The organism is Chitinophaga sp., assembly GCF_019236475.1.
In the GTDB taxonomy this organism is placed as follows: domain Bacteria; phylum Bacteroidota; class Bacteroidia; order Chitinophagales; family Chitinophagaceae; genus Chitinophaga.
In genome coordinates this window covers 1,056,735-1,080,178 of the sequence record NZ_JAFAIX010000012.1, presented here as the reverse complement: position 1 = coordinate 1,080,178, position 23,444 = coordinate 1,056,735, and the positions used below count along the sequence as shown (strand labels likewise).

Annotated in this window: 16 protein-coding genes and 1 pseudogene; 7 read left to right on the top strand and 10 right to left on the bottom strand. The window is 44.2% G+C overall.

What is annotated here, in order from left to right:
• Positions 1-93 precede the first annotated feature (93 nt).
• A complete protein-coding gene (locus JO154_RS20695) occupies positions 94-1,770 on the top strand; it encodes a hypothetical protein (RefSeq protein WP_291949061.1) in 1,677 nt (558 codons plus the stop codon).
• A gap of 122 nt (positions 1,771-1,892) precedes the next feature.
• Complete coding sequence (gyrB, locus tag JO154_RS20690) at positions 1,893-3,872, top strand: DNA topoisomerase (ATP-hydrolyzing) subunit B (protein ID WP_291949058.1); 1,980 nt, start codon at positions 1,893-1,895, stop codon at positions 3,870-3,872.
• Between the two features lie 196 nt (positions 3,873-4,068).
• Here the strand turns inward: gyrB and JO154_RS20685 are convergent, their stop codons facing one another.
• Both JO154_RS20685 and JO154_RS20680 read right to left on the bottom strand, forming a co-directional pair.
• Entirely contained in the window at positions 4,069-5,295 is a 1,227-nt protein-coding gene (locus JO154_RS20685; protein ID WP_291949056.1) for a tetratricopeptide repeat protein, read from the bottom strand.
• Between the two features lie 3 nt (positions 5,296-5,298).
• Positions 5,299-6,618, bottom strand: coding sequence for an AAA family ATPase (locus JO154_RS20680; RefSeq protein ID WP_291949054.1), 1,320 nt, complete (start codon positions 6,616-6,618; stop codon positions 5,299-5,301).
• Positions 6,619-6,986: 368 nt separating this feature from the next.
• Here JO154_RS20680 and JO154_RS20675 point away from each other — a divergent pair, with 368 nt between their 5' ends.
• Positions 6,987-7,445 (top strand): hypothetical protein, encoded by a 459-nt coding sequence (locus JO154_RS20675; RefSeq protein WP_291949053.1) that lies wholly within the window; start codon positions 6,987-6,989, stop codon positions 7,443-7,445.
• 287 nt (positions 7,446-7,732) lie between these two features.
• Positions 7,733-10,960: a carboxypeptidase regulatory-like domain-containing protein gene (locus JO154_RS20670; RefSeq protein WP_291949052.1), complete on the top strand. Its 3,228-nt coding sequence runs from the start codon at positions 7,733-7,735 to the stop codon at positions 10,958-10,960.
• Between the two features lie 79 nt (positions 10,961-11,039).
• Here the strand turns inward: JO154_RS20670 and JO154_RS20665 are convergent, their stop codons facing one another.
• The 3 genes from JO154_RS20665 to JO154_RS20655 all read right to left on the bottom strand — a co-directional run bounded on the left by JO154_RS20665 (position 11,040) and on the right by JO154_RS20655 (position 16,290).
• On the bottom strand, positions 11,040-11,747 hold the full coding sequence (locus JO154_RS20665) for an SIMPL domain-containing protein (protein WP_291949051.1): 708 nt from the start codon (positions 11,745-11,747) through the stop codon (positions 11,040-11,042).
• A gap of 173 nt (positions 11,748-11,920) precedes the next feature.
• The gene (gene mfd / locus JO154_RS20660; RefSeq protein WP_291949050.1) at positions 11,921-15,292 is read right to left on the bottom strand and encodes a transcription-repair coupling factor; all 3,372 of its coding nucleotides are present in this window, start codon (positions 15,290-15,292) and stop codon (positions 11,921-11,923) included.
• 167 nt (positions 15,293-15,459) lie between these two features.
• Positions 15,460-16,290, bottom strand: a complete 831-nt coding sequence (locus JO154_RS20655) for a hypothetical protein (protein ID WP_291949049.1) — start codon at positions 16,288-16,290, stop codon at positions 15,460-15,462.
• 282 nt (positions 16,291-16,572) lie between these two features.
• On the opposite strand from JO154_RS20655, the gene JO154_RS20650 reads away from it, so the two are divergent.
• The gene (locus JO154_RS20650) at positions 16,573-17,295 is read left to right on the top strand and encodes an FAD-binding oxidoreductase (RefSeq protein WP_291949048.1); all 723 of its coding nucleotides are present in this window, start codon (positions 16,573-16,575) and stop codon (positions 17,293-17,295) included.
• Between the two features lie 59 nt (positions 17,296-17,354).
• Here JO154_RS20650 and JO154_RS20645 read toward each other — a convergent pair whose 3' ends face one another.
• The 5 genes from JO154_RS20645 to dtd form a co-directional block, all read right to left on the bottom strand.
• Entirely contained in the window at positions 17,355-18,782 is a 1,428-nt protein-coding gene (locus JO154_RS20645; RefSeq protein WP_291949047.1) for a glycine--tRNA ligase, read from the bottom strand.
• Between the two features lie 82 nt (positions 18,783-18,864).
• Complete coding sequence (locus tag JO154_RS20640) at positions 18,865-19,800, bottom strand: YihY/virulence factor BrkB family protein (RefSeq protein WP_291949046.1); 936 nt, start codon at positions 19,798-19,800, stop codon at positions 18,865-18,867.
• Entirely contained in the window at positions 19,800-20,126 is a 327-nt protein-coding gene (locus tag JO154_RS20635) for a nucleotide pyrophosphohydrolase (protein WP_291949045.1), read from the bottom strand. The genes JO154_RS20640 and JO154_RS20635 overlap by 1 nt, the downstream gene beginning before the upstream one ends.
• Positions 20,127-20,276: 150 nt before the next feature.
• Complete coding sequence (locus JO154_RS20630) at positions 20,277-20,657, bottom strand: hypothetical protein (RefSeq protein WP_291949044.1); 381 nt, start codon at positions 20,655-20,657, stop codon at positions 20,277-20,279.
• Positions 20,658-20,882: 225 nt separating this feature from the next.
• On the bottom strand, positions 20,883-21,335 hold the full coding sequence (dtd, locus tag JO154_RS20625) for a D-aminoacyl-tRNA deacylase (protein WP_291949043.1): 453 nt from the start codon (positions 21,333-21,335) through the stop codon (positions 20,883-20,885).
• A 114-nt stretch (positions 21,336-21,449) separates the two neighbouring features.
• Here dtd and arfB point away from each other — a divergent pair.
• Both arfB and JO154_RS20615 read left to right on the top strand, forming a co-directional pair.
• Positions 21,450-21,851 (top strand): annotated as a pseudogene (gene arfB / locus JO154_RS20620) (alternative ribosome rescue aminoacyl-tRNA hydrolase ArfB); the annotation flags it as partial.
• A 22-nt stretch (positions 21,852-21,873) separates the two neighbouring features.
• Positions 21,874-23,409 (top strand): oligosaccharide flippase family protein, encoded by a 1,536-nt coding sequence (locus tag JO154_RS20615; RefSeq protein ID WP_291949042.1) that lies wholly within the window; start codon positions 21,874-21,876, stop codon positions 23,407-23,409.
• The last annotated feature ends 35 nt before the right edge of the window (positions 23,410-23,444 follow it).

The window sequence follows — 23,444 nt, the reverse complement described above, 5'->3', positions numbered from 1 at the left end:
CTTACAATCATCGAGACTTTTCAATATATTTAAAAGTTCATATACAGGAATAACACGGGGCAATTGACGTAACTTTAGGACATTCAGTTATACATGGAAAGGAAGTATTATATCAACAAGACTTTGAAGGTGATCCTGGTCATTGCCGGAATACTGGCAGGAGTTATTTTCGCATTGGGATTCTACCTGAACCAACGCTGGAATGGCATGATGCGGGAAGAACTCAAAAGCTATGTACGGGATATGTCTGACAGCCTGTATAAAGTGGAATATAAAAGTGCGCGTCTCAATGTACTTACGGGTAGTGTAACGCTCCAAAAAGCCAGTATGGTTATGGATACTGCTGTATATGAGCGTATGCTGCAAAACCATACGGCTCCTCCTGAGTTATACTTGATTAGTGTGGAGAAACTGGAGCTGAAATACTTCAAACCATGGCGGTATTTCCGCAATAAAGAACTGAATGCTGGCCTATTGAAGGTAACCTGTCCGACGATCGTAATAGAACAAAATGCCAATGTCCGAGATACGAGCAAGCCGCTGACGGCCTATCAGCACATATCTCCCAAAATGAAATCTATTCTGATTGGCACACTCGCGCTAGACAGCACGCATGTCAGGTACAAATTTATCAGGAAGGATTCCTCAGTAGTGGAGCATGAATTTAGGAACCTGAGTATCCGGGTAAATGATTTCCTGATAGATTCCAAAGCCCTGAATGATCCTACCCGCTTTCTCTATGCCAGGAATTACGAAATCGGTATGCGAGATTATGCTTCCAGAACAAAGGATAGTCTTTATTTCCTGAATATTAACAGCATACGCTATGAGGCTGCGGAACGCATTCTGAGAATCGGAGGGATAGAAATCACACCCAGGTATGAAAAAGAAGCGTTTAAACAGTTGCTGGGCTATCAACAGGATTATTATCACGTGGCGATGAGCGATATCGGCGTGTATAACATCAATCCGAAGCTATTGCTACAGGATCAACAGATTTGGGCGGATAAAGTGGTGATAGGAGGAGGGAAACTCGAGATTTATCGGGATCGAAGCTTACCACTGCCGCCAGGGGATAAACTGGGGCAATTTCCCAACCAGGTACTGGCCAAATTTGATGTACCCTTGATGGTGGATACGTTGATGGGGCATCGGGTGAACCTACAGTATATAGAAACCAATCCTGAATCCGGGCGCACAGGGGAACTGCGTTTGAGCAATGTCAATGGTCGTATTTTGAATATTACCAATGTGGATTCGTTGGTCAAGAAAAACAATCACTGTATTGCCGACATAGACGCCATTTTGATGAACAGCGGTAAGTTGGCCGCCCGTTTTGATTTCGTCCTTGGCAGCAAAACCGGTAACTTTGCAGTATCAGGAGAGCTGAAAAATATGAATGGTAAGGAGTTAAATCCCGTTACGAAACCGCTGGGAAAAGTGGAGATCCGATCCTGCCATATCCATGAACTGAGTTTCCAGATTAAGGGAGACGAGCGTAAGGCTTCCGGACAGGTTAAACTACTGTACGATCATCTCAGAATTGCTATTCTTAAGGAAGATAAAGAACACAATGAGTACGTCCGGAAGGGGCTTATGAGCCTTTTAGCCAATATTATGGCCCTGAAAGAAAGTAACCCTTTGCCGGGAGAGAATGTGAGAATTAGCCGGCCTACCTTGCAGCGGGATGTTAAGAAGTCTTTTTTCAACCTGGTGTGGAAAACTATCTTCATGGGGGTGAAGGAAACCGCAGGGACTGGCAAAATATAGAAAGAAAACTGTACATCCATCCTACTTAAAAACAGTTGTTTTTTTATTGAAATAAGGCTTATTTTTCGTACTTTTGCATGATTGTCGACACATTTTATTTCTAATAGATTTTACACCAACATATGAGCGAAGAATTAGTGCAAGCAACCAGCCCCAGCAACAGTTATAATGCGGGGAGTATCCAAGTATTGGAAGGTCTGGAAGCCGTGCGCAAGCGCCCGGCCATGTACATTGGCGATATCGGTATTAAGGGTCTTCACCACCTGGTTTACGAGGTTGTGGATAACTCCATCGATGAGGCGCTGGCCGGATATTGCAAAAACATTGATGTAACTATCTTGGAAGATAATTCCATCCGTGTTGTGGATGATGGCCGTGGTATCCCTGTAGGAATTATTCCAAAAGAGGGACGTTCTGCACTGGAAGTTGTAATGACCGTATTACACGCCGGTGGTAAATTCGACAAAAACACCTATAAAGTATCCGGGGGTCTGCACGGTGTGGGTGTGAGCTGCGTAAACGCGCTCAGCTCCCGTCAGCATGTTATCGTTCGCACCGAAGGGAAACTTTTTGAGCAGGAATATCACCGCGGTATTCCACAGTACGCCGTACGTGAAATTGGCGTATCTGATAGCACCGGTACTACTGTACACTTCAAGCCAGACAACGAAATCTTTAAGGAAACTACCTATAACAGGGAAATCCTGGCCGGCCGTTTACGCGAACTGGCTTACCTGAACCGTCAGATTCGTATCACCCTCACTGACGAGCGTGAAAAAGATGAACACGGCCAATTCCATAAAGAAGTTTTCTATTCTGAAGGCGGTATTATGGAATTTGTACAGATGCTTGATAAGAATGGTCGCAGAAACGCACTGCTGCCTTCTCCTATCTTCATCGAAGCACAGGACAAAGATTCCAATGTTGCCGTAGAAGTAGCATTGTTATATAATGACTCTTTCAGTGAGAGCATTTTCTCCTATGTGAATAACATCAACACCATAGAAGGTGGTACACACGTAGCCGGTTTCCGCCGCGCGATCACCCGTGTATTCAAATCCTATGGCGATAAGAATAAATTATTTGAGAAATCAAAGGTAGAAGTGACCGGAGATGACTTCCGCGAAGGTTTGAGCGCTATCATCAGCGTAAAAGTACCTGAGCCTCAGTTTGAAGGTCAGACCAAAACCAAACTCGGTAACTCCGATGTAATGGGTGTGGTAGACAGCTCTGTTGCCAGCGTACTGGAAGCATACCTAGAAGAGCATCCTCGTGAAGCTAAAACCGTTATCAATAAAGTAGTATTGGCCGCTCAGGCGCGTGAAGCCGCTCGTAAAGCCCGTCAGTTGGTACAGCGTAAAAGCGTGATGACCGGTAGCGGTCTTCCTGGTAAACTGGCTGATTGCTCCGATAACGATCCAGAAAAATGTGAACTCTACTTGGTCGAAGGGGATTCCGCGGGTGGTACAGCCAAACAAGGCCGTAACCGTCAGTTCCAAGCGATCCTCCCACTGAGAGGTAAAATCCTCAACGTGGAAAAAGCCATGGAGCACAAAATCTACGAAAACGAAGAGATCAAGAATATCTTCACCGCTTTGGGTGTTACCATTGGTACAGAAGAAGATGATAAGGCGCTGAACCTGGCCAAACTGCGCTACCACAAGCTCATCATCATGACGGATGCTGACGTGGACGGTAGTCACATCGCCACACTGATCCTGACCTTCGTATTCCGTTACATGAAAGCCATGGTAGAACAAGGTTATGTGTACATCGCACAACCGCCACTGTACCTGGTGAAAAAAGGTAAAGAACAAGAATACTGCTGGACAGAAGAACAACGTAGAGCAGCTATCGCCCGTATTGCAGGCAATGGCCGTGAAGACAGCGTTACTGTACAGCGATATAAAGGTCTTGGTGAGATGAACGCAGAACAACTGTGGGATACTACCATGAACCCAGACAATCGTACCCTGAAACAAGTAACTATTGAAAGCGCTGCAGAAGCAGATCGCGTATTCAGTATGTTGATGGGTGATGAGGTGCCTCCTCGTCGTGAGTTCATCGAATCTCATGCGAAGTATGCTAAGATTGATGCATAAGCCCGAAGGGCTTATATTATAAAAGGAAAGGGGGTTGACGTCTGCGACGTCAACCCCCTTTCCTTTTTATCTTTTGTTGTGCCTGCCCGCTGGGCAGGCACAACAGGCAGGAGAGTTTTGCGTTCATTCCCTTTGGGCAAATTGGAGGAATAACTGCCCTGCGGGCAGGAACGAGAGGCAGCAAGTTTTGCTAATGTTACATACTGCGGCTGATAACGAAATTCGCCATGAGTTGGTAAATGAATACCCCTATCAGCATAATATTCATGCATATATTATTATCGAAGTCGCCACCTGTTGTGAAAGACATCCAGATGCCGCCTATTCCCATCACGGCGAGGCCTAGGGTGTACACCAGGAAGAGGGTTCTCCGTTTTTTATCGTGGGATGCATACAAGCTGGAAACTGGCAACATCATCACACCCGATGTAATGGCGAGTGCCACTAGCGGAACGAAGGAGGTGATCCAGTAGGCGCCTGCCGCCAGGATGGCCACCAGCAAGAGTATTCCTACAATAGTGGATACGCGGGTTTCTTCTGGTGTGAGGGCATAGCGACCGTATGGATTTAGTCGCAGGAAAAGGTTGCTGATAGGCAATATCAGCCAGGTGCTGATGGCCATTACTGCAAACAGGATGTATAACGGAAAAAATACGTTGCTGGCTATACGACCTAAAATGAAGATCGCGATAATAATTCCCCATTGCACCCCTGCTTTCTGTTTCCCCATGAAAAAAGCATATTTCAGGAACTGGCGATAGAGCCAATACCTTGCTTTCATGGCCTGTACCATCCCTTCTTTAGCGAAAGATTGGTTCGGGTCCAGTTTCAAGGATTCCCTGAAATGTTCCAGCGCCTGACGGTGATCGCCGGCCTGTAGCCATTTCCAGCCGATGTTTGCGTGGGTATAGGCATTTTCCGGATTGCGTTCCAGCGCTTCACGGAGGTCAGAGAAAGCTTCCTCTTTACGGCCCAGATTGAACAGGGCATTAGAGCGTAAGTTAAGACAGGCCTGGTTTTCAGGATCTAAGGCCAAGCCTTCTTCTGCTTTAACGAGGGCTTCTTGGTAATCTTTTTTATAGAGCAGGATCTGGCTCCACATCGCGAAATAATCCGGCTCATTCGGGTTTACCGCCACGGCTTCACCGATGGCCATAATAGCCGCGCTGAGCTGATTCTTATTAAAGGCAATGCGGGCGCGCAGGTACAGGAACCTATCGTCAGCGGGCGCCATACCAAGGGCGTTGCTGATAATATGTTCTGCTTCTTCAATATTATTTAATTCCAGGTAGCAGATGGTTAGTAGAAAAAGTCCGTCAATATCGTTGGCATAAGTGCTAAGATGTTGGCGTAGTGTGGTCACTGCATCCTGGACGCGGCCTTGTTGCATCAGCAATTGAGCGCGTTGTATCAATAAAGCCATATGCTATTTCTTAATATCCAGGTATTTCAAAACGTCGTCGTAAAGGCCGGCTTCATTCGAATACAGCGCGTAGTTGCGGGCTGTATTGAACCATTCCCTGGTAGTAGCACGGTGTGCTTTAGTAGCCTTGATGAGATCTTTCTGGGTGATTGGTTGTGGAACGCCTTTCTGGAGGGCTTCCATCAGTTTATCTTCAATTGCTAAGTCTACGATGGCTTTCAGATCTGCGCCGGAATAACCCGTCGTAACTTTTGCGACAGCGCGGTAGTCGATATCTTCCACCGGTTTGTTGCGGAGTTGGATGCGCAAGATTTCCTCGCGGCCTTCCTGATCTGGTGGTGCTACGAAGATGATCCTGTCGAATCGGCCAGGGCGGCGGAAAGCCGGGTCCAGGCTCCAAGGAGCATTGGTAGCGCCAATGATTAGCACATTATCGTTGTTGGCGGCGATGCCGTCCATTTCGGAGAGGAATTGGTTGATGAGATGACTCGCACCACTGTTGCGCATAGAGCTGCGATTGGCGCCGAGGGCATCTACCTCATCGAAGAACAGTACGCATGGCTTGGATTGGCGGGCCAGTTCAAAGAGACTATGCAAGTTTTTCTCACTGTTACCGATCCACATATCCAGTACATCATGGATACCTACATTGATGAATTCCGCCTGTATTTGGCCGGCAGTAGCACGGGCCAGGTATGTTTTACCGCAGCCTGGAGGGCCATATAATAATATACCGCCACCAGCTTTTTTACCGTAGGCTTTATATAGATCCGGGAATTGTAGTGGCTTAATGATTTTCAGGTCTATTTCCTGTTTTTCTCTATCCATACCACCGACGTCGCCGAAATTGATTTCCGGTTTTTCGAGGGTGAATATCTTTTCTATTTCTTCCTCTTCATCCATAGAAGGGGACGACTGCTGTTGCGGCATTCTGAAATAGCCGTCCAGGGCTTCATCGCGGAAGCCGGGATTGAGCTGTAGCAGATGTTGGTACATATCTCTGGCTGCTTCCAGGGAGTTTTCTTTCACCAGAATTCTACAATGAAGCAGGAGTGCATCGAAGTTGTCTGGGTCCTGGTGTTCCAGTTGTTCCAGTACTACAATGGCTACAGAATATTTCTGCTGATGATAGAAAGTGCGGGCCAGTCCTAATTGGGCTGGTATATTATCATGAGAGAGTTCCAGTACTTTTCTGTATTGTTCTTCGGCCTGCTGATATTGAAAATCTTGCAGTAGCACCTGGGCGAGATGCAGTCGCAGAGGCACATTCTCCGGGGAAAACTGCACGGCTTCCTGTAATTGTTTGATCACTTCGGACGACATAATGCGCTTAGATTAATTAATGGCGTAAGATCGTAATAATAGGTAATTAGGTGGAGAAAAATATTGTTAAATATGAATTTTAGAGAGACACGGGCTTCCCGAGCGGCTCGTGTCTCCCGAAACACCCTTTATGATTTTTTCTTATAAATATTTTATATAATCTGTAATTTTCTACATATATTGCGAATGTATTTTATCCCTATGCCAAGATGCTCACCGGCATCCTATGTCGATTATAAAAGATTGCTGGTCGGGAAGTTATGCCTATTGTCGCGACCAGCAGTTTATCCATACCTGTGAAATTGACGCCAGCTACTTGCGTTCCGGGATTACTCTGGGCATACTATCATCACTCAAAATAATTAACTATGAGATTTACCCTATGGTTAGTGGCAATGATTGCCATAGTAACTGTTTTCGTTGGCTGTCAGCCTTCCAAGGATGGAATGCCTGCCAGTTACTTTAGTTTCAGGTTGGGGGATACGACTTACACCTCTTCCTCCACAGAAACAACGTTGGCGTTGGATACTGCAGAAAAGAAGATGGCCTTAACCATCAATGGGATCACCAATAACTTTAATCAACACATGTCGCTCACCCTGTTTTTCCCGGATTCCGCTAAGGCAGGTCAATATAATACAGATGTATTCTTGATTTTATCGGATGTGAAAGCGAATAAGGTAATGTATTACTGTATGGGAACAGGGATCAAAATTAATTTAAGTAGCATCAATAGTAAACATGCCGAAGGTACATTCTCCGGCACTTTAACCAGTGGTGAAATTGAAAAACCTTTAACGGACGGGACTTTTAAAGTCAATTATTAGTAAATCATCGTTTTAAGATCTAGCGGCCCTGCTTATAAAAGCGGGGCTTTTTTTTACTAGAACGTTATAGTTTTCAATAGGTTGTATTAAAATTAAAAATTTAACATATCTTAAGTAATCTGTTAACATTAAGTTCATCAAATCGATACTTTTTAAACTCATTTTTGGGAAATAATCATCAGTTTGGGTTAATCATACCAAGCTCTTAACAATTCCGTAATCTTCTGTTAACATTCCGGTTGCTTTGAGTTTATTCCTTTGCGGAGTAAATACAGACAGCAACTTTTATGAAATCATTTATTACGTTATTAACTAGCTTATTAGTACTGTTCTTTTACAGTGTGCAAGCTCAGGTAACAACTTCCTCCATCACAGGGAAGGTAGCAGATCCAAAAGGACAGGCCATCCCAGGAGCCACGGTAGTAATATTGAACGTTTCCACCGGTATTAAAGCTGGTACTCAGACTAACACTGACGGACGTTACATCATCAACAACCTTAACCCAGGTGGTCCTTACACTATCACTGTTTCTTTCATCGGGTACAAGGCAGAAGAGGCTAAAGAAATTAACCTCCCACTGGGTTCCACTCAATTCTCCTTTAAATTAGCAGAAGAATCAAAATCGTTGAATGAAGTAGTTATCACTGGTAATGGTGGTAAAAAAGAAGGCGTAAGAGTAGGACAGGAGCAAATCAAACGCATTCCTTCCTTGAATCGCAGTCTGCAGGATATGACTAAGATCACTCCTCAGAGCAGCAACAACTCTTTCCTGGGTACTAACTACCGTTATAATAACGTTACCCTGGATGGTGCGATCAACAACGATGCGATTGGCTTTAGCCCATCTCTCGGTGGTCAGTCTAGCACTAGCGGTCAGCCAGGTAGCTCTACTCGTACTAACCCTGTTTCTCTCGATGCGATCCAGGATGTACAGGTATTACTGGCTCCATTTGACGTAAAAGTGGGTAACTTCCTCGGAGGTTCTATCAACGCTGTAACCCGTAGCGGTACCAACGAATTCCATGGTTCTGTTTATGGTTATGGTCGTGGTGCTTTCATGATTGGTAAAAACAAAGCAGGTGACGGTTCTAAAATCCCTTCTGATTTCCATGATTATCAGACAGGTGTTCGTTTGGGCTTCCCTATCATTAAAAATAAACTGTTCTTCTTCACCAACGCAGAAATCACTCGTCGTGTAGATCCAGTTATCCTCGCTGCTGGTACGCCAGATGTAGCGAATATCCTCAGCGAAAAAGATGCGATGGATATCACTGCTAAAATGAAAGAATATGGTGTGGATCCAGGAACTTATGGTAATACTTCCATCTATTCCAATTCCAACAAATTCTTCAACCGCATTGACTGGCACATCAACTCCAAACACACGTTGACAGTGCGTAACAACACTATCACATCTGAAGCTACCAACCTGGAACGCGATCAACAAAACTTCCGTTTCAAAGGTATCGACTTCAAACAAACCAATAACCAGACTTCTACAGTAGCTGAACTGAAAAGTAACTTCAACCCAACTGTTTCCAACAGCTTTATTCTGGGTTACTCTTCTGTACATGACTTCCGTGATCCACTGTCTAATCCTGCTACTCCGCAGATCCAGATTGCTGGTAAAACACCTGGTACTACTATCTTCTTGGGTACTGACCGTGAAGCTAGTATCTTCAACATGAGACAGAAAACTTTTGAAGTAACTGATAACGTTACCATCTTCAAAGGTAAAAATACCTTCACCTTCGGTACGCACAATGAGTTCTATAACATCACCTATGGTTTTGTTAACTCTTGGAACGGCCGTCTGGACTACAACTCTGTAGCTGACTTCCTGAACAACAATCCTTCTCGTGTACGTGGTAACTATAACTACGCTAACAACTCTCGTGATTATATCATGAGCAATCCTCCAGCACAGTTCAAAGTAAACCTGTTGAGCCTGTATGGACAAGACGAGATTCAGTTGACTGATCGTTTCAAAATCACTCCGGGTATCCGTCTGGACTACACTGGTATTCCAAACAAACAGCCTTTGAGCGACAAAACCACCAAAGCGCCTGTTGATGCTAACTACGGAACTACCTACACCTACACTAAACCACAGGATATCAAAAATGACTTCCTGAACAATGTACAGATCTCTCCACGCTTAGGCTTTAACTACGATATCAAAGGTGACAACACTATGGTACTGCGCGGTGGTACTGGTTTATTCACCGGTCGTATTCCTTTCGCATGGTTAGGTTATGCATTCTACAACAACGGTGTAACTTACGGTGCTTACGATCAGAAATCTTCTGCTAAACCATTTGTAAATACTCCGCTGCCTGCTGCTCAACCTTCTGCAAACGGTATCGCTGATTTCGCAAAACAGAACGGTGTTAATGTTAACGATCCTGCGAGTGCTACTCAGGTGGATCTGATCGACAACAACTTCAAAATGCCTCAGGTATGGAGAAGCAGCCTGGCATTTGATTACACTACTCAGGATCAGTGGAAATTCACTGTAGAGGGTATCTTTACCAAAGTAATCAAAGACCTGATGTTCCAACAAGTGAACCTGGTTGACAATCCTACTTACTACGCTTACGATGTAAACAAACAACAGCCTATCTTCTCCGGTAAAAAAATCAACCCGCTGTACACCAACGCTTACCTGCTGTCTAACACTGACAAAGGTTACCGTTACAGCATTACCGGTCAGATCACCAAGACTTTCCCTTGGGGCTTGAACTTCATGGCCGCTTACACTTACGGTCAAGCGAAAGATATCACCAACGGTATCCGTAACTCCATGGAGTCTAACTGGCAACTGAACCAGGCACTGAACCCTAACAACCCAGGTCTGGCTTACTCTAACTTCGACATCCGTCACCGTATCGTAGCAACTGCTAACTACAGACAAGATTGGGGTACTAAAGGTAAATGGCTCACTAACTTCAGCCTGTTCTTCAGCGCTCAATCCGGTACTCCTTATACCTATGGTTTCGTAAACGCTACCATCCAGGGTACTCCACAGCAAGTGAGCCTGGCTTACATCCCTACTGATGTAACCGAAGCACAGAAATTCTTTGTAGACATCGCTGGTGGTAAAACCGCTGCACAACAAGCTGCTGATTTCATGGCTTATGTTGATGGTAACAAATACCTGAGCACTCGTAAAGGCAACTTCACTGAGCGTAACGGTGGCCGCACTCCATGGAACTATCAGGCTGACTTCCGTCTGTCTCAGGACCTGAACATTAAAACAGGTAAACGCACTCACACTATCACCCTGACTTATGATATCGTGAATCTGACTAACCTGTTGAACAAAAACTGGGGTATCCAAACATTCTCTCCAAACACTTTCAACTCTACTTCAAGTGTTGGTCTGAGTGCAACCAAAAATGCTCCTGTTAACGGTTACCCAATTTACACTTGGTCTAACCCAGGCACTCCTTATGCAACAGACTTCTTCGGATCAAGATCTCAAATGCAACTTGGTCTGAGATATAGCTTCTAATATTGAGTTAGTAAGAACAATATAAAAAGGGCTGACCACATGGTCAGCCCTTTTTGTTTTATCCGTATAGCTGTTATACTTATTTGATGCTGAATACAGCTCTTACTTCGCCACGTACTTTGATCGTTTTGAAATCTATATCAGAGATACCGCCACCCATTGCATCAGCAGATTTAGCATACATGTTTACTGCCATTGGATGAACATCGGAATAGCTATCTGTATTGATTTCCTGGATTTCCAGGATACCACCCAGTTTCTCACCAATAGCGTTTACCATATAATCCGCTTTTGTTTTAGCAGCCTGCAGTGCTTTTATCTTAGCTTCTTTGCGGTATTCTTCCATTTTGCTGGAAGTATAAGAAGTGATTCGAGTGCTTTCAATACCTTCTGCATCTACAGCGCCCAGGATGATATTGATTTTATCCAGTTTATTCAGCTTCAGGCGATATTGTTTGCTGGCCATGAATTCCAGTGGATTTTTCTTTTTACGCAGCCAGTCGTAGTTATATCCGGATACATTTTCCACAGTGAGATTTTCTTTCGGGATACCCGCATCTACTACCGCTTTCTGTAATTGTTTTTCCAGCTCAGTGATTTCCACTTTGGTTTTACCTTTCAGGTATTCTTTCAGGGAAATCTGGAAATAGATTTCGTCAGGAGTTATTTCTATTTCAGAAGAACCGGTTACTTCGATTTTCTTCTCAGTTGGTTTATTGTCTGCAGCCTGTGCAAATGTGGTCATCGCTAAAAATAATCCTGCGGCTAATAACATTACCTTTTTCATGTGTCTATGTTTTTTCTTTGTAAAAAATGTTCTTTGTGAATTACGACAACATGATGCGGGATCATGATGCGTTTCCATAAAGCGGGGTGAAAAATTTTTGATTAAAAAATAAAATACATGCGTTTCGAGTTAAAAATGAAACGATTACATCCAAAAAATGTTACAAAAAATTTTTAGTGACGGCTGTCGGTCATGCCTTTCAGGAAGTCGAAGAGGTCGTTCATGTTCTTTATGCGGCTACCAACGAGCATAAAGTTCTTGCCTACCTGTTTCAGTTTCGCGTTGTTGGTGCGGGTTTGAATATAGGTGAGGATATGATTGAACGTAGGGGATTCGAAGTAAGGGGAATCCGGGTTGTTAATAAAGTAGCAGCGCAGGTTTTCTTCTTTGAGCATCATCTTCTCAAAGCCCAATTGAATCGCCATCCAGCGGCAGCGGATCATAGTGAGCAGGTCTTTCACAGGTTCCGGTAATGGACCGAAGCGGTCTACCAGTTCTGTTTCAAAAGCCTGGAGTTTACCTTCTTCAATGATATTATCCAGCTCTTGATAGAGGTTCAGACGTTCCTGGATACTTTCGATATAGGTATCTGGGATGAGGATTTCGAGATCAGTATCGATAGTACAGTCAGACACGAAGTCCTTTTTCTCTTCCAGTTGATCTTTGAAGAGGTCGCGGAATTCATTTTGTTTCAGTTCACGGATAGCTTCGTCCAGGATTTTCTGGTACATATCGAAGCCTATTTCCGCCATGAATCCACTTTGTTCTCCGCCTAAAAGGTTACCGGCACCGCGGATGTCCAGGTCGCGCATAGCGATTTGGAAGCCGCTACCTAGTTCACTGTGTTGTTCCAGTGTTTGCAGGCGTTTACGGCTATCGGCGGGGAGGGTACTCATCGGTGGCGCCAGTAAGTAACAGAAAGCTTTCTTGTTACTACGGCCTACACGGCCACGCAACTGGTGTAGGTCGCTTAATCCAAAGTGATGCGCATTATTGATGATAATGGTATTTGCATTAGGAATATCCACACCACTTTCCACGATGTTGGTACAAACCAGTACATCGTATTTTCTATCGATAAAATCGAGGATAACTTCTTCCAACTGGTGTCCTTCCAACTGACCGTGTGCAGTGGCGATAGACAGATCCGGGCAGAGGCCTTGGATCAATCCAGCCATTTCACCTAGTCCTTTCACGCGGTTATGCACGAAGTAAACCTGTCCGCCGCGTTCTGTTTCATAGTAGATCGCATCGCGGATGAGGTCATGGTCAAACACATGCACTTCGGTTTCTATCGCCTGACGGTTAGGAGGAGGAGTGTTGATAATAGAGAGATCCCGAGCTCCCATGAGAGAGAACTGCAAGGTTCTTGGGATAGGCGTTGCCGTTAGGGTCAGCGTATCCACATTATGTTTTATCTGTTTGAGTTTTTCTTTTGCGCTTACACCGAACTTCTGTTCTTCATCTACTATGAGCACACCGAGGTCTTTGAACTTCACGTCTTTACTCAGCAAAGCATGGGTACCTACGATGATATCAATTTTACCTTCTTCCAGTTTTTTAAGTGTTTCTTTCTTTTCCTTGGAAGATTTGAAGCGGTTGAGATAGTCGACTGTGCAAGGGAAATCTTTCAGACGATCAGCAAAGGTTTTATAGTGCTGGAAAGCCAGGATGGTAGTAGGTACGAGGATCGCGGCTTGTTTGCCATCCACAACGGATTTAAACGCAGCGCGTACGGCCACCTCTGTTTTACCAAAGCCCACATCGCCGCATACGAGGCGGTCCATAGGCGCAGGCGCCTCCATGTCTCTCTTAACATCTGCTGTTGCTTTACTCTGATCTGGCGTATCCTCATAGATGAAGGATGCCTCCAATTCTGTCTGCAGATAAGTATCTGGCGTATGAGAGAACCCTTGCTGGGCCTTACGTACCGCATAGAGTTGGATCAGATCTTTGGCAATATCTTTTACCTGCGTTTTCGCTTTTTCTTTCAGCTTATCCCAGGCATCGCTACCCAGTTTATTGACCCGTGGTTCAACGCCTTCTTTGCCGGTGTATTTGCTGATTTTGTGGAGGGAGTTGATATTTACATACAACAGATCGTTGTTTTTGTAAATAATACGGATCGCCTCCTGCATTTTTCCGCCTACTTCAATTTTCTGCAATCCGCTATAAACGCCCACACCATGATCGATATGGGTTACATAGTCGCCCGGTTGCAATTCCCGCAGCGTTTTCATGGTAATCGCCTTATTCTTGTTGTAGGCTTGTTTTACCTTGGATTTATGAAAACGTTGGAAGATCTGGTGATCTGTATAGCACACCAGTTTGAGGGAGTGATCTATAAAGCCGCGGCTGATAGGCACCGGAATCGGATAGAATACGAACTGGGCTTTTAGATCTTCGAAAATGCTGCGCAGACGTTCCAGTTGGCGCGGATTATCTGCGAATATGAAAAGAGAATATTTACTGCTGTTATGTGTGCCGAGATCCTTCAGGAGCATATCAAACTGCCTGTTGAAGACAGGTTGTTCCTGGGTATCAAAAGCGATGGTTGCTGCATTAAGCCCTTGATCCTGCAGCCAGTCTTTATTTCCGAAGATGATGGAAGTACGTTTTTTCAGTTGTTCCATGAGAACCGCTGCTTTCACGAAATCTTCTTCTTTGAGGAGCATTTCCTCATCTTCATCTACGCGTACTTTCTGGCCGGTTTGGAGGAAATCATCCAGGCGTTGTTCCATTTGTTCGATCACCCCTTGGATATAGGATGGATCTTTCATCCAGACGATGGTATTATCTGGGAGGAACTCTAGCAGAGAGGTTTTAGTATGTTCGGCCGCTCTTGTATCCATATTGGCGATGAGGGTCACTTGGGTGAGTTTACGCTCACTCAATTGAGACTCGGGATCGAAGAGGCGGATAGAGTCGATGTCTTCCCCAAACAATTCTATACGATAAGGTTTGTCGTTACCAAAAGAGTAGATATCGACGATACCGCCACGTACGGCATATTGGCCGGGTTCATATACGAAATCGGTAAAATGAAATCCCCATTCCACCAGTTTTTCCAGGAGTTCATCCACTTTCAGCACGTCGCCTACTTTCAACTGCACCATGTTATTGCTGAAAGCGTTGCTGGCGGCAACCTTTTCCCAAAGGGCTTCTGGGTAGGTGACCAGGATTTTCTTATGTGGACTTTGGCCGGAGAACTTCATCAAAGCTTCTGTGCGCAGCATACTGTGGCTGCCGTTGATGTCGTTGAACTGGCCTGTCTTCTTGAAAGAATCGGGGAAATAGAAGATATCGAGTGCCTGGGAGAGTTGTTCCAGGTCGTTTTGAAAATACGCCGCCTCCTCTTTATCGTTGAGGATGAAGAGATGGTTCGCCTCTGCTTGCGCCCAGGTGCCTACAGCCACAAAATTTATAGCGCTTCCACTGAGGGAAGAAAGCTGAAAGTATTGCGGTGCGGGGGAATTAATCCCTTTCACCAGGGTTTGCAGGCGATTATCACGCTGAAATAGTTGTAATACGGCCTGTAAATTCATGAAGGATGCAAAGATACGAAGAAATTAAATTTCTCTTGTAGGAGGAAAGTTAAAAAGAGAAAGGGATGCCAGAATGGTATCCCTTTTACTTCTAGCTTTTGTATTCAGTGTTATTATAATACCTCCCTTTTCCTTTCCGATGATAATAGGTTTATAGGAATAAATCGTTAATCTTTATACACAAACCGTTTCGTTGCATTATAAAAGTTGAAGTTTTCTCCGGGAAGCTTTTTCGAAACATTCACAGCACCCGTTACTGGATAATTCTTGTTATTATATTCATAATTGAATGTATATATAAACGTATTTCCACCGGAAGATTGTTCCATTTCAACTACATTATTAGCACTCAGCCAATAAAACGCAGAGGCGTATCCTAGCATACTGTAAAAGCCGACGGAAGAATATGCATTTCTCTTATTATCATACTTGTAGTTATAGGTAAAAACCACTGGTAACTTGGGATCTCCGGATCTGTAATAGGTATAAACAGATTTTACCAGGTTTGGGCCAGACCAGGTTAATACATTCGATTCGTAAATAGAATCATTGTTGTATGAATATCTTCCTATCAGTTGTTTATTACTGTTATAAACCAGAGATGTGCTGTCTGATGAGTTATTCTTCACTGTGGTTAAAAGGCCCGCTGTATTGTAGTAACACCTCCTAGTGCCGTAAACATCTTCGACCTTTCCTGTTAGTGATTGAGACACGAGCAACAACCGCTTAACCGGACTATTATCATAGAAAAGAAAATCCGACATAAAGTGCTTATCACTATATAGAATGGTAAATTTAGCCACTCCGCTATCCGCGTTATAAGTGAAGTAATGTTGTGTTTTCTCATTATTAGTGGACGTTTCCACTACGGAGTCCAACAAAGCCACTGGCCCTGTAAAAACCGTAGCTGGGGCAGGATTATCCCGTTTAGAACAGGAGACTACAAATACGCAGAATATAAGGGCTGATAGGGACAGCCATGAAGATGTTTTTTTCATCAAGAAGTAAGGGTTAAATGAATAAAAATTTAAGAAAAACATATCAACATTCATACCTATCTAATTAACTATCAATCAACTAGATAATTACATAGTTTCAACCAATTGATTGCTAGTCAAAAAAATAAATAAGAGGTTGATTAAATAGTGGTTTTATATTTTTTGTCGTCCCTGCCCGCTGGGCAGGGACGACAGGCTGAAAAGTGTTTGAAGGAGCCATCACCATGCCATCATTCTTCAACAATTTGCCTTATATTCAGTAATAGAAAATCCCCATTCCACATGACTGAAAACTGGCATACCGGCATTGTTACTAAGATTGTGGACGCAACCCACAACACGCGCAGGTTCTGGATCAAAATTCCCGATATGGAAACCTTTGATTTCAAGCCAGGGCAATTTGTAACGCTCGACCTTCCCATTCACGAAAAAAAGAACAAAAGATGGCGTAGCTATTCTATTGCCTCTCATCCGAATGGTACCAATGAGATAGAACTAGTCATCGTATTGCTGGAAGGCGGCGCTGGCACCCATTACCTTTTCAATGAAGTGAAGGAGGGGAGTGAATTAGTATTAAAAGGACCACTGGGAGTTTTCGTACTACCACCAACGTTAGACACGGAATTATTCTTTATTTGCACAGGTACTGGCATTGCCCCTTTCCGCGCCATGACTAAGTACCTCATGCAACATAACATTCCACATAAAGACATACACCTCATTTTTGGCACCAGATATGAAAAAGACTTGCTGTACGCGGAGGAAATGCGCCAATTGGAAGCGGAGTTTCCAGGGTTTCATTACATCCCTACTTTGTCAAGACAGCAGGAGTGGACTGGGCATAAAGGCTATGTACACCAGGTATATGAGGAGATGCTGAAGGATGACAGGCGACCGGCCAACTTTTATCTATGTGGCTGGAAAGAGATGATAGACGAGGCCAAACAACGGATACAGGCCCTCGGATATGACCGAAAAAGTATACACCAAGAATTATATGGTTAGTCGCATAAACAAAAAGGTCCGGCAGTAGCCGGACCTTTTGCTATATAGTGTTTTAGGAACTATGCTATTTTGTTCAACACCAGGTTTTTCACCTCTGACATAGGAATACGTTCTTGTTCCATGGTATCGCGGTAGCGAATGGTAACAGTACCGTCTTCTTTGGTCTGGTGGTCGATGGTTACGCAGAAAGGGGTACCTACGGCATCCTGGCGGCGGTAACGTTTACCGATGGCGTCTTTCTCTTCGTAGAAGCAGTAGAAGTGCGGTTTGCACTCTGCCATCAGTTGTTGTGCCAGTTCAGGCAGACCATCTTTTTTGGTCAGCGGGAAGATAGCCAATTTGGTAGGAGCCAGTTTTGCAGGCAGGCGCAGTACTACGCGACTGTCTTGTTTTTCTGGTGTACTCAGGTCTTCTTCTGCATAAGCGGAACAGATAACCAACAGGAACATACGATCCAAACCGATAGAAGTTTCGATTACATAAGGAACATAGTTCTGGTTGATTTCAGTATCGAAGTATTGAATTTTCTTTCTGCTGTATTGCTGATGCTGGGTCAGATCGAAATCAGTACGGGAGTGGATACCTTCCACTTCTTTGAAACCAATTGGGAAATCGAATTCGATATCCACTGCGGCATCTGCGTAGTGCGCCAGTTTCACATGATCTTTGAAACGGTATTTAGAAGGGTCGATACCGAGGCTCAGGTGCCACTGCATACGCTCTTCTTTCCATTTCTCATACCATTCTTTCTGGGTGCCAGGGCGTACGAAGAACTGCATTTCCATCTGTTCAAATTCACGCATACGGAAGATAAACTGACGTGCTACGATTTCGTTACGGAAGGCTTTACCCACCTGCGCAATACCGAAAGGTATTTTCATCCTGCCTGTTTTCTGTACGTTCAGGAAGTTAACGAAGATACCCTGAGCGGTTTCAGGACGCAGATATATTTCACTTGCCTCATCGGTTACGCTACCCAGTTGGGTGGAGAACATCAGGTTAAACTGACGTACATCTGTCCAGTTAACGGTACCGCTTACGGTGCAAGCAATTTTATTGTCTTCAATGAGTTGTTTCAGACCGGCGAAGTCGTTATCTGCCAGCAGTTTATCCATGGTAGCCAGGAGGGCCGCGGCATCTGCCTCAGACAATTTCTCTGCATGACCTTCGATCAGGTGATCTACGCGATAACGCTTATTACTGTCTTTGTTATCGATCATGGGATCGCTGAAGTTATCCACGTGACCGGAGGCTTTCCAGGTAGTAGGATGCATGAAGATAGCCGCATCAATACCCACGATATCTTCATGGAGTTGCGTCATGCTTTTCCACCAGTAATCTCTGATGTTTTTCTTCAACTGAGCTCCGTTCTGACCATAGTCATATACCGCGCTGAGTCCATCGTAAATTTCGCTGGACTGGAAAATAAAACCGTATTCTTTACAATGCGATATAATCGCCTGGAATATATTCTGATCTGTAGACATAGTTGCGCAAAGATAAATGTCAAAATTGAAAATATGGATGCAATTATTATTACATCTATATATAATTAATTTTCAAACAATATCAACTTGATTGTTGGTTATTATTTGTAGTAACTTCTTCCACTTCCCGTATCCAGATGGCGTAATCATTGGGGTATATACGGGAGCCAAAGTATTGAACCCAGACCCGGGTAAAGACGGCGCCAAAATAAAGGATGGCGGCAGAGTAATATACCCAAAGGAGAATAATAACGATGGAGCCGGCGGCCCCATAGGCAGAAGAAATTTTGCTGGCGCCCAGGTAATAGCCAATGGCGAATTTACCCAGCATGAACAGGATGGCAGTGGTGATAGCCCCTACCAGTATGTCTTTCCAGCGGATACGTGCATCCGGCAGTATTTTGAAGATAATAGCAAAGAGACACGTGATCACCAGGAAGGTAATGGTGAGATTAGCCACGTATACAGCCAGGTATTCTACTTGCGGGAAAAGCGCCAAGAGTCGATGGTTGAGTACTTCCATCAAACCATTCAACGCCAGCGAAACCAGCAAGATAAAGCCCATACTGATGACCAGGGAGAAAGACAGTAGTCTGTTGAGCAGGAGTTTAATGATACCGCTTTTCTTCGGTTTGGCTTTCAGTTTCCAGATAAAATTGATGGAATCCTGGATTTCTGCAAACACACCAGTGGCGCCAATTACAAGCGTGATACCGCCTACAATGGTAGCCCAACTGACATCATTGGAGAGGGTAGCGCTCTTGATCATAGATTGAATCTGGATAGTAGCATCATTGCCTACCAGTGTACGGATCTGGCTATACACACTACCTTCAATGGACTCCTTACTTAGAAAGAGATCGCAGAGGAAAATAATGATAATCAGCATGGGGGCGATGGAAAATATGGTATAGTAAGATAAAGCAGCGCTTAGCTTCAGGACCTTATCATTCATAAATTCGCTGCCAGACTGTTTTAGCACCTGCCAGATTATCTTTATTTTGCTTTCTCTTTTCATTATTTCAACTTAGGATTATTCACATGTCGGTCTGCATCCCGGATGTTCTTTTTATCAAAGTTCTTTTCCAGCGCAGCGGTCATGTCTACTCCGGTTTGATTGGCGATACATAACAATACCCACATTACATCTGCCAGCTCATCGGCCAGTTCTTTTTTAGTATCACTTTCTTTGGACGACTGATCTCCATACTTTCTGGCCATCACTCTAGCAACTTCTCCCACTTCTTCCGTGAGAATAGCCATATTGGTGAGTTCGCTGAAATAGCGTACACCAGTGGTATTGATCCAGCCGTCTATTCTTTCCTGCGCTTCCTTAATCGTCATGTTGGATAAATTATTTTAAGTAATCCTAAAGATAAGGAAAGCTGCAAAAAAAAGTTCAGGCCAGTAAAAGATTTCCGGCCTGAACAATTAAAATCGTATACCCGATACCGTTACACAATCAAGGTAAGAGTAACGATGGGTCATCAAACATTAATTAGGTCTTGGACCCGCTGCTATGGTAATATCCATAGCACCTTTGTCATTTGGAATGAAGGTTCCATTATTCACCGTCATTCCCAATACATGATGGCCGCAACACTCGTCATACACGGTTTGTATGTTCAGGTTGTAAACTTGTGGCTGGCCATTCACCAGTACTATCAATCTCATTTGTACAAATGCGCCCGGGGAAGGAACAACAGGTTTAATATTCGTGTATATGTATCCGTTGCTTGTATTAGACTGGGAGGGGCTGATTTGCAGGTTCATATTGGTACTCCCTGCCTTCAGGTTAATGTCTTGCAATGGAATAGTTGGTGAAGGACCAGAAACCAGATCCTGTCCAATGGCATTCAAGAGGCGAAAAGACAATGATGTTCCGGGATTAGTGCATAAGACAATGCATTTTTTCTGAGATGATGGGGCGTATAGATCTGTTTTTTTGCAGGAAAGGACCATTAAAAGGCAACAAAACGCCAGGGATATATTTCTTAACATAACAAGGTAACGTTTAACAGGGTTACTTAAAAGGCAGGTAAAATTACCCACCACATCCGTCTGTTAAACGGGGCGCCGGAAGGAAAGTTACAGGCGAATTTATTCCCTGTTCTGGCTATCAATAATAATTGTTACAGGGCCGTCGTTCAGGAGTTCCACTTTCATATCAGCACCAAAAATGCCCCGCTGGATGGTGGTTTCCAAATCTTTTTCCAACTGAAGGATCATTTTTTCATACATAGGGATGGCTATATCCGGCTTACTGGCCTTCAGGTAAGAAGGACGGTTTCCTTTTTTCGTAGAGGCATGCAAGGTAAACTGGCTTACCAGCAGAATATCGCCATGGGCGTCCTTTACAGATACATTCATTACACCCGCATCATCATTGAATATGCGCAAATTCACAATCTTACTGCTCAACCAATGAATATCCTCCAACGTGTCTGCATCTTCTATACCTAACAGTACCAATAATCCCATTTCAATAGCTCCAGTTACGGTCCCTTCTACTGTAACAGAAGCCCTACTTACGCGTTGTATCACTGCTCTCATGTATATTTCAATTTTATCCGGCACGGAAATTAATGGAAATCATTGGTAAATGTTTTAATAACTTGCCCCCGGATAATGTATTCGTACATTACATAGAAAATTATTTAATATATCATGAACATAGATGTAACCCCCGAGATCACATTCCGCACAGCCCGCAGTGGTGGAAAAGGCGGTCAAAATGTGAATAAGGTGGAAACGATGGTGGAAGGTTACTTCGACATTAACGCGTCGGCATTATTGACAGTCGCGCAAAAAAGCATTCTACAAGAAAAGCTTTCCAACCGTATTAATGCAGAAGGCATTTTGCTGGTAAAATCCCAGACAGCCCGTACCCAGTTGGGGAATAAACAGGAAGTGATCCGTAAGGTCAATGAACTGATAAATAAAGCGCTCATTCCTAGGAAAAAACGTATTGCTACCAAACCTAGTAAGGCCATGGTGGAAAAGCGCATACAGTTCAAAAAACGGCTTTCCGATAAAAAGCAGCAGCGCAGAGGAGGAAACTTTGAATAAATTTGTATAAAATCTACAGGCTTTGAGCATTAAGAAACTGGCAGGACAAACGATTTACTACGGCCTCAGCAACATTATCAGCAAACTGCTGAATTATTTACTGACACCCTTTTATCTGGGCATCATCAGCGCCTCCGCTTTCGGGGAGATGTCGACCGCCTATTCCTATGTACCCTTTGCCAATATTGTGCTAACCTATGGTATGGAAACGGCTTTCTTCCGTTTTGCGAAGAAAGATAAGGAACAGCAGGTACTCAGTACCTCCATGATCTCCTTGATCTTTTCTACCATTGGCGCCACCTTACTGCTGTTCCTCCTCCAAAGTCCGATTACCCATTCTCATTCAGGAGAAATGGCCGGTATGGCGGGGCATGCGTCTTTCTATTTCTACATCGTGATGATCATGGCCTTCGACGCCCTGACAGCGATTCCATATGCCCAGTTGCGACTGGAAAACCGGCCACTGCGGTATGCCTACATTCGTATAGCCAATATCGTTACCAATATTGGTTTCAATATTTTTTTCCTGAAGATATGCCCAATGCTGTACAGCTCCGGCCACCACTGGGTACCGGACGTGCTGGGAGGCGGGGCCACCTTGGGATACATCTACCTCAGCAACATGCTGGCCAGCGGCCTTACCCTGGTGATGTTCCTGCCACAAATACGCAGGATCAAATGGGAGTTCAACTCCGGATTGTGGAAAGAGATGATCGTATACGCCCTACCGCTGATTATAGTGGGTATGGCGGGAATGGTCAACGAAACCTTTGACCGTGCCTGGTTCTTGCCTACTTTCCTCCCTGGCAGCGATGAGGAAAAGAAAAAAGCACTGATTGGGATTTACAGTGCCAACTATAAATTGGCCATCCTGATCAATATGTTCATTCAAGGCTTCAGACTGGGAGCAGAACCATTCTTCTTCAAACAGGCGGAGCAAGAAAATCCGCAGAAGGTATATGCCCGTATCATGAAAATCTTCGTGATCTTGTTATGTGCCATGTTCCTGTTTGTAAGTCTTTACCTGAGTGTATGGAAGATTTTCCTCCGCAAACCGGAATATTATGAAGGGCTGCGCATAGTACCATTGCTACTCATGGGGTATATTTTCCTGGGTATCTATTACAACCTGACTATTTGGTTCAAATTAACCAATAATACCCGTGCTGGAGCGGTTATCACCTTGATATCTGCCGGTCTGGCATTTTTACTCAACTGGTGGTGGATTCCAATTATGGGCTATTTCGGGGCCGCATTGGCAACTATGGTATGTTACCTGGTGCAGATGATTATCTGTTATGTATGGGGACAAAAGCACTACCCAGTGCCATATCATCTCCCTAAAATCCTTACCTACATCACTCTGGCGATAGGGGGTTACTATCTCTATAACTGGATCAACAGCACCTTTATTAGCCCGGGACATATCTATGCGCTCAAAGCTTCTTCCCTGGCATTAGCGACCTTCTTTTTCGTAGCCTATCTCGTCTTTGTTTTCCGGATGGAAAAGAGAGAATTTGCCCGTTTCCCTATTATCGGCAAATATATCCGGGAATAAAAAAAGCCATCCCTGTACTTCGTATAGGGATGGCC

Coding starts and splice junctions, on each gene's coding strand:
- JO154_RS20675 (WP_291949053.1), top strand. CDS start 6,987: ATGAGATTTACCCTATGGTTAGTGGCAATGATTGCCATAGTAACTGTT.
- JO154_RS20670 (WP_291949052.1), top strand. CDS start 7,733: ATGAAATCATTTATTACGTTATTAACTAGCTTATTAGTACTGTTCTTT.
- JO154_RS20680 (WP_291949054.1), bottom strand. CDS start 6,618: ATGTCGTCCGAAGTGATCAAACAATTACAGGAAGCCGTGCAGTTTTCC.
- mfd (WP_291949050.1), bottom strand. CDS start 15,292: ATGAATTTACAGGCCGTATTACAACTATTTCAGCGTGATAATCGCCTG.
- JO154_RS20665 (WP_291949051.1), bottom strand. CDS start 11,747: ATGAAAAAGGTAATGTTATTAGCCGCAGGATTATTTTTAGCGATGACC.
- JO154_RS20695 (WP_291949061.1), top strand. CDS start 94: ATGGAAAGGAAGTATTATATCAACAAGACTTTGAAGGTGATCCTGGTC.
- dtd (WP_291949043.1), bottom strand. CDS start 21,335: ATGAGAGCAGTGATACAACGCGTAAGTAGGGCTTCTGTTACAGTAGAA.
- JO154_RS20655 (WP_291949049.1), bottom strand. CDS start 16,290: ATGAAAAAAACATCTTCATGGCTGTCCCTATCAGCCCTTATATTCTGC.
- JO154_RS20685 (WP_291949056.1), bottom strand. CDS start 5,295: ATGGCTTTATTGATACAACGCGCTCAATTGCTGATGCAACAAGGCCGC.
- JO154_RS20635 (WP_291949045.1), bottom strand. CDS start 20,126: ATGACGATTAAGGAAGCGCAGGAAAGAATAGACGGCTGGATCAATACC.
- JO154_RS20650 (WP_291949048.1), top strand. CDS start 16,573: ATGACTGAAAACTGGCATACCGGCATTGTTACTAAGATTGTGGACGCA.
- JO154_RS20640 (WP_291949046.1), bottom strand. CDS start 19,800: ATGAAAAGAGAAAGCAAAATAAAGATAATCTGGCAGGTGCTAAAACAG.
- gyrB (WP_291949058.1), top strand. CDS start 1,893: ATGAGCGAAGAATTAGTGCAAGCAACCAGCCCCAGCAACAGTTATAAT.
- JO154_RS20645 (WP_291949047.1), bottom strand. CDS start 18,782: ATGTCTACAGATCAGAATATATTCCAGGCGATTATATCGCATTGTAAA.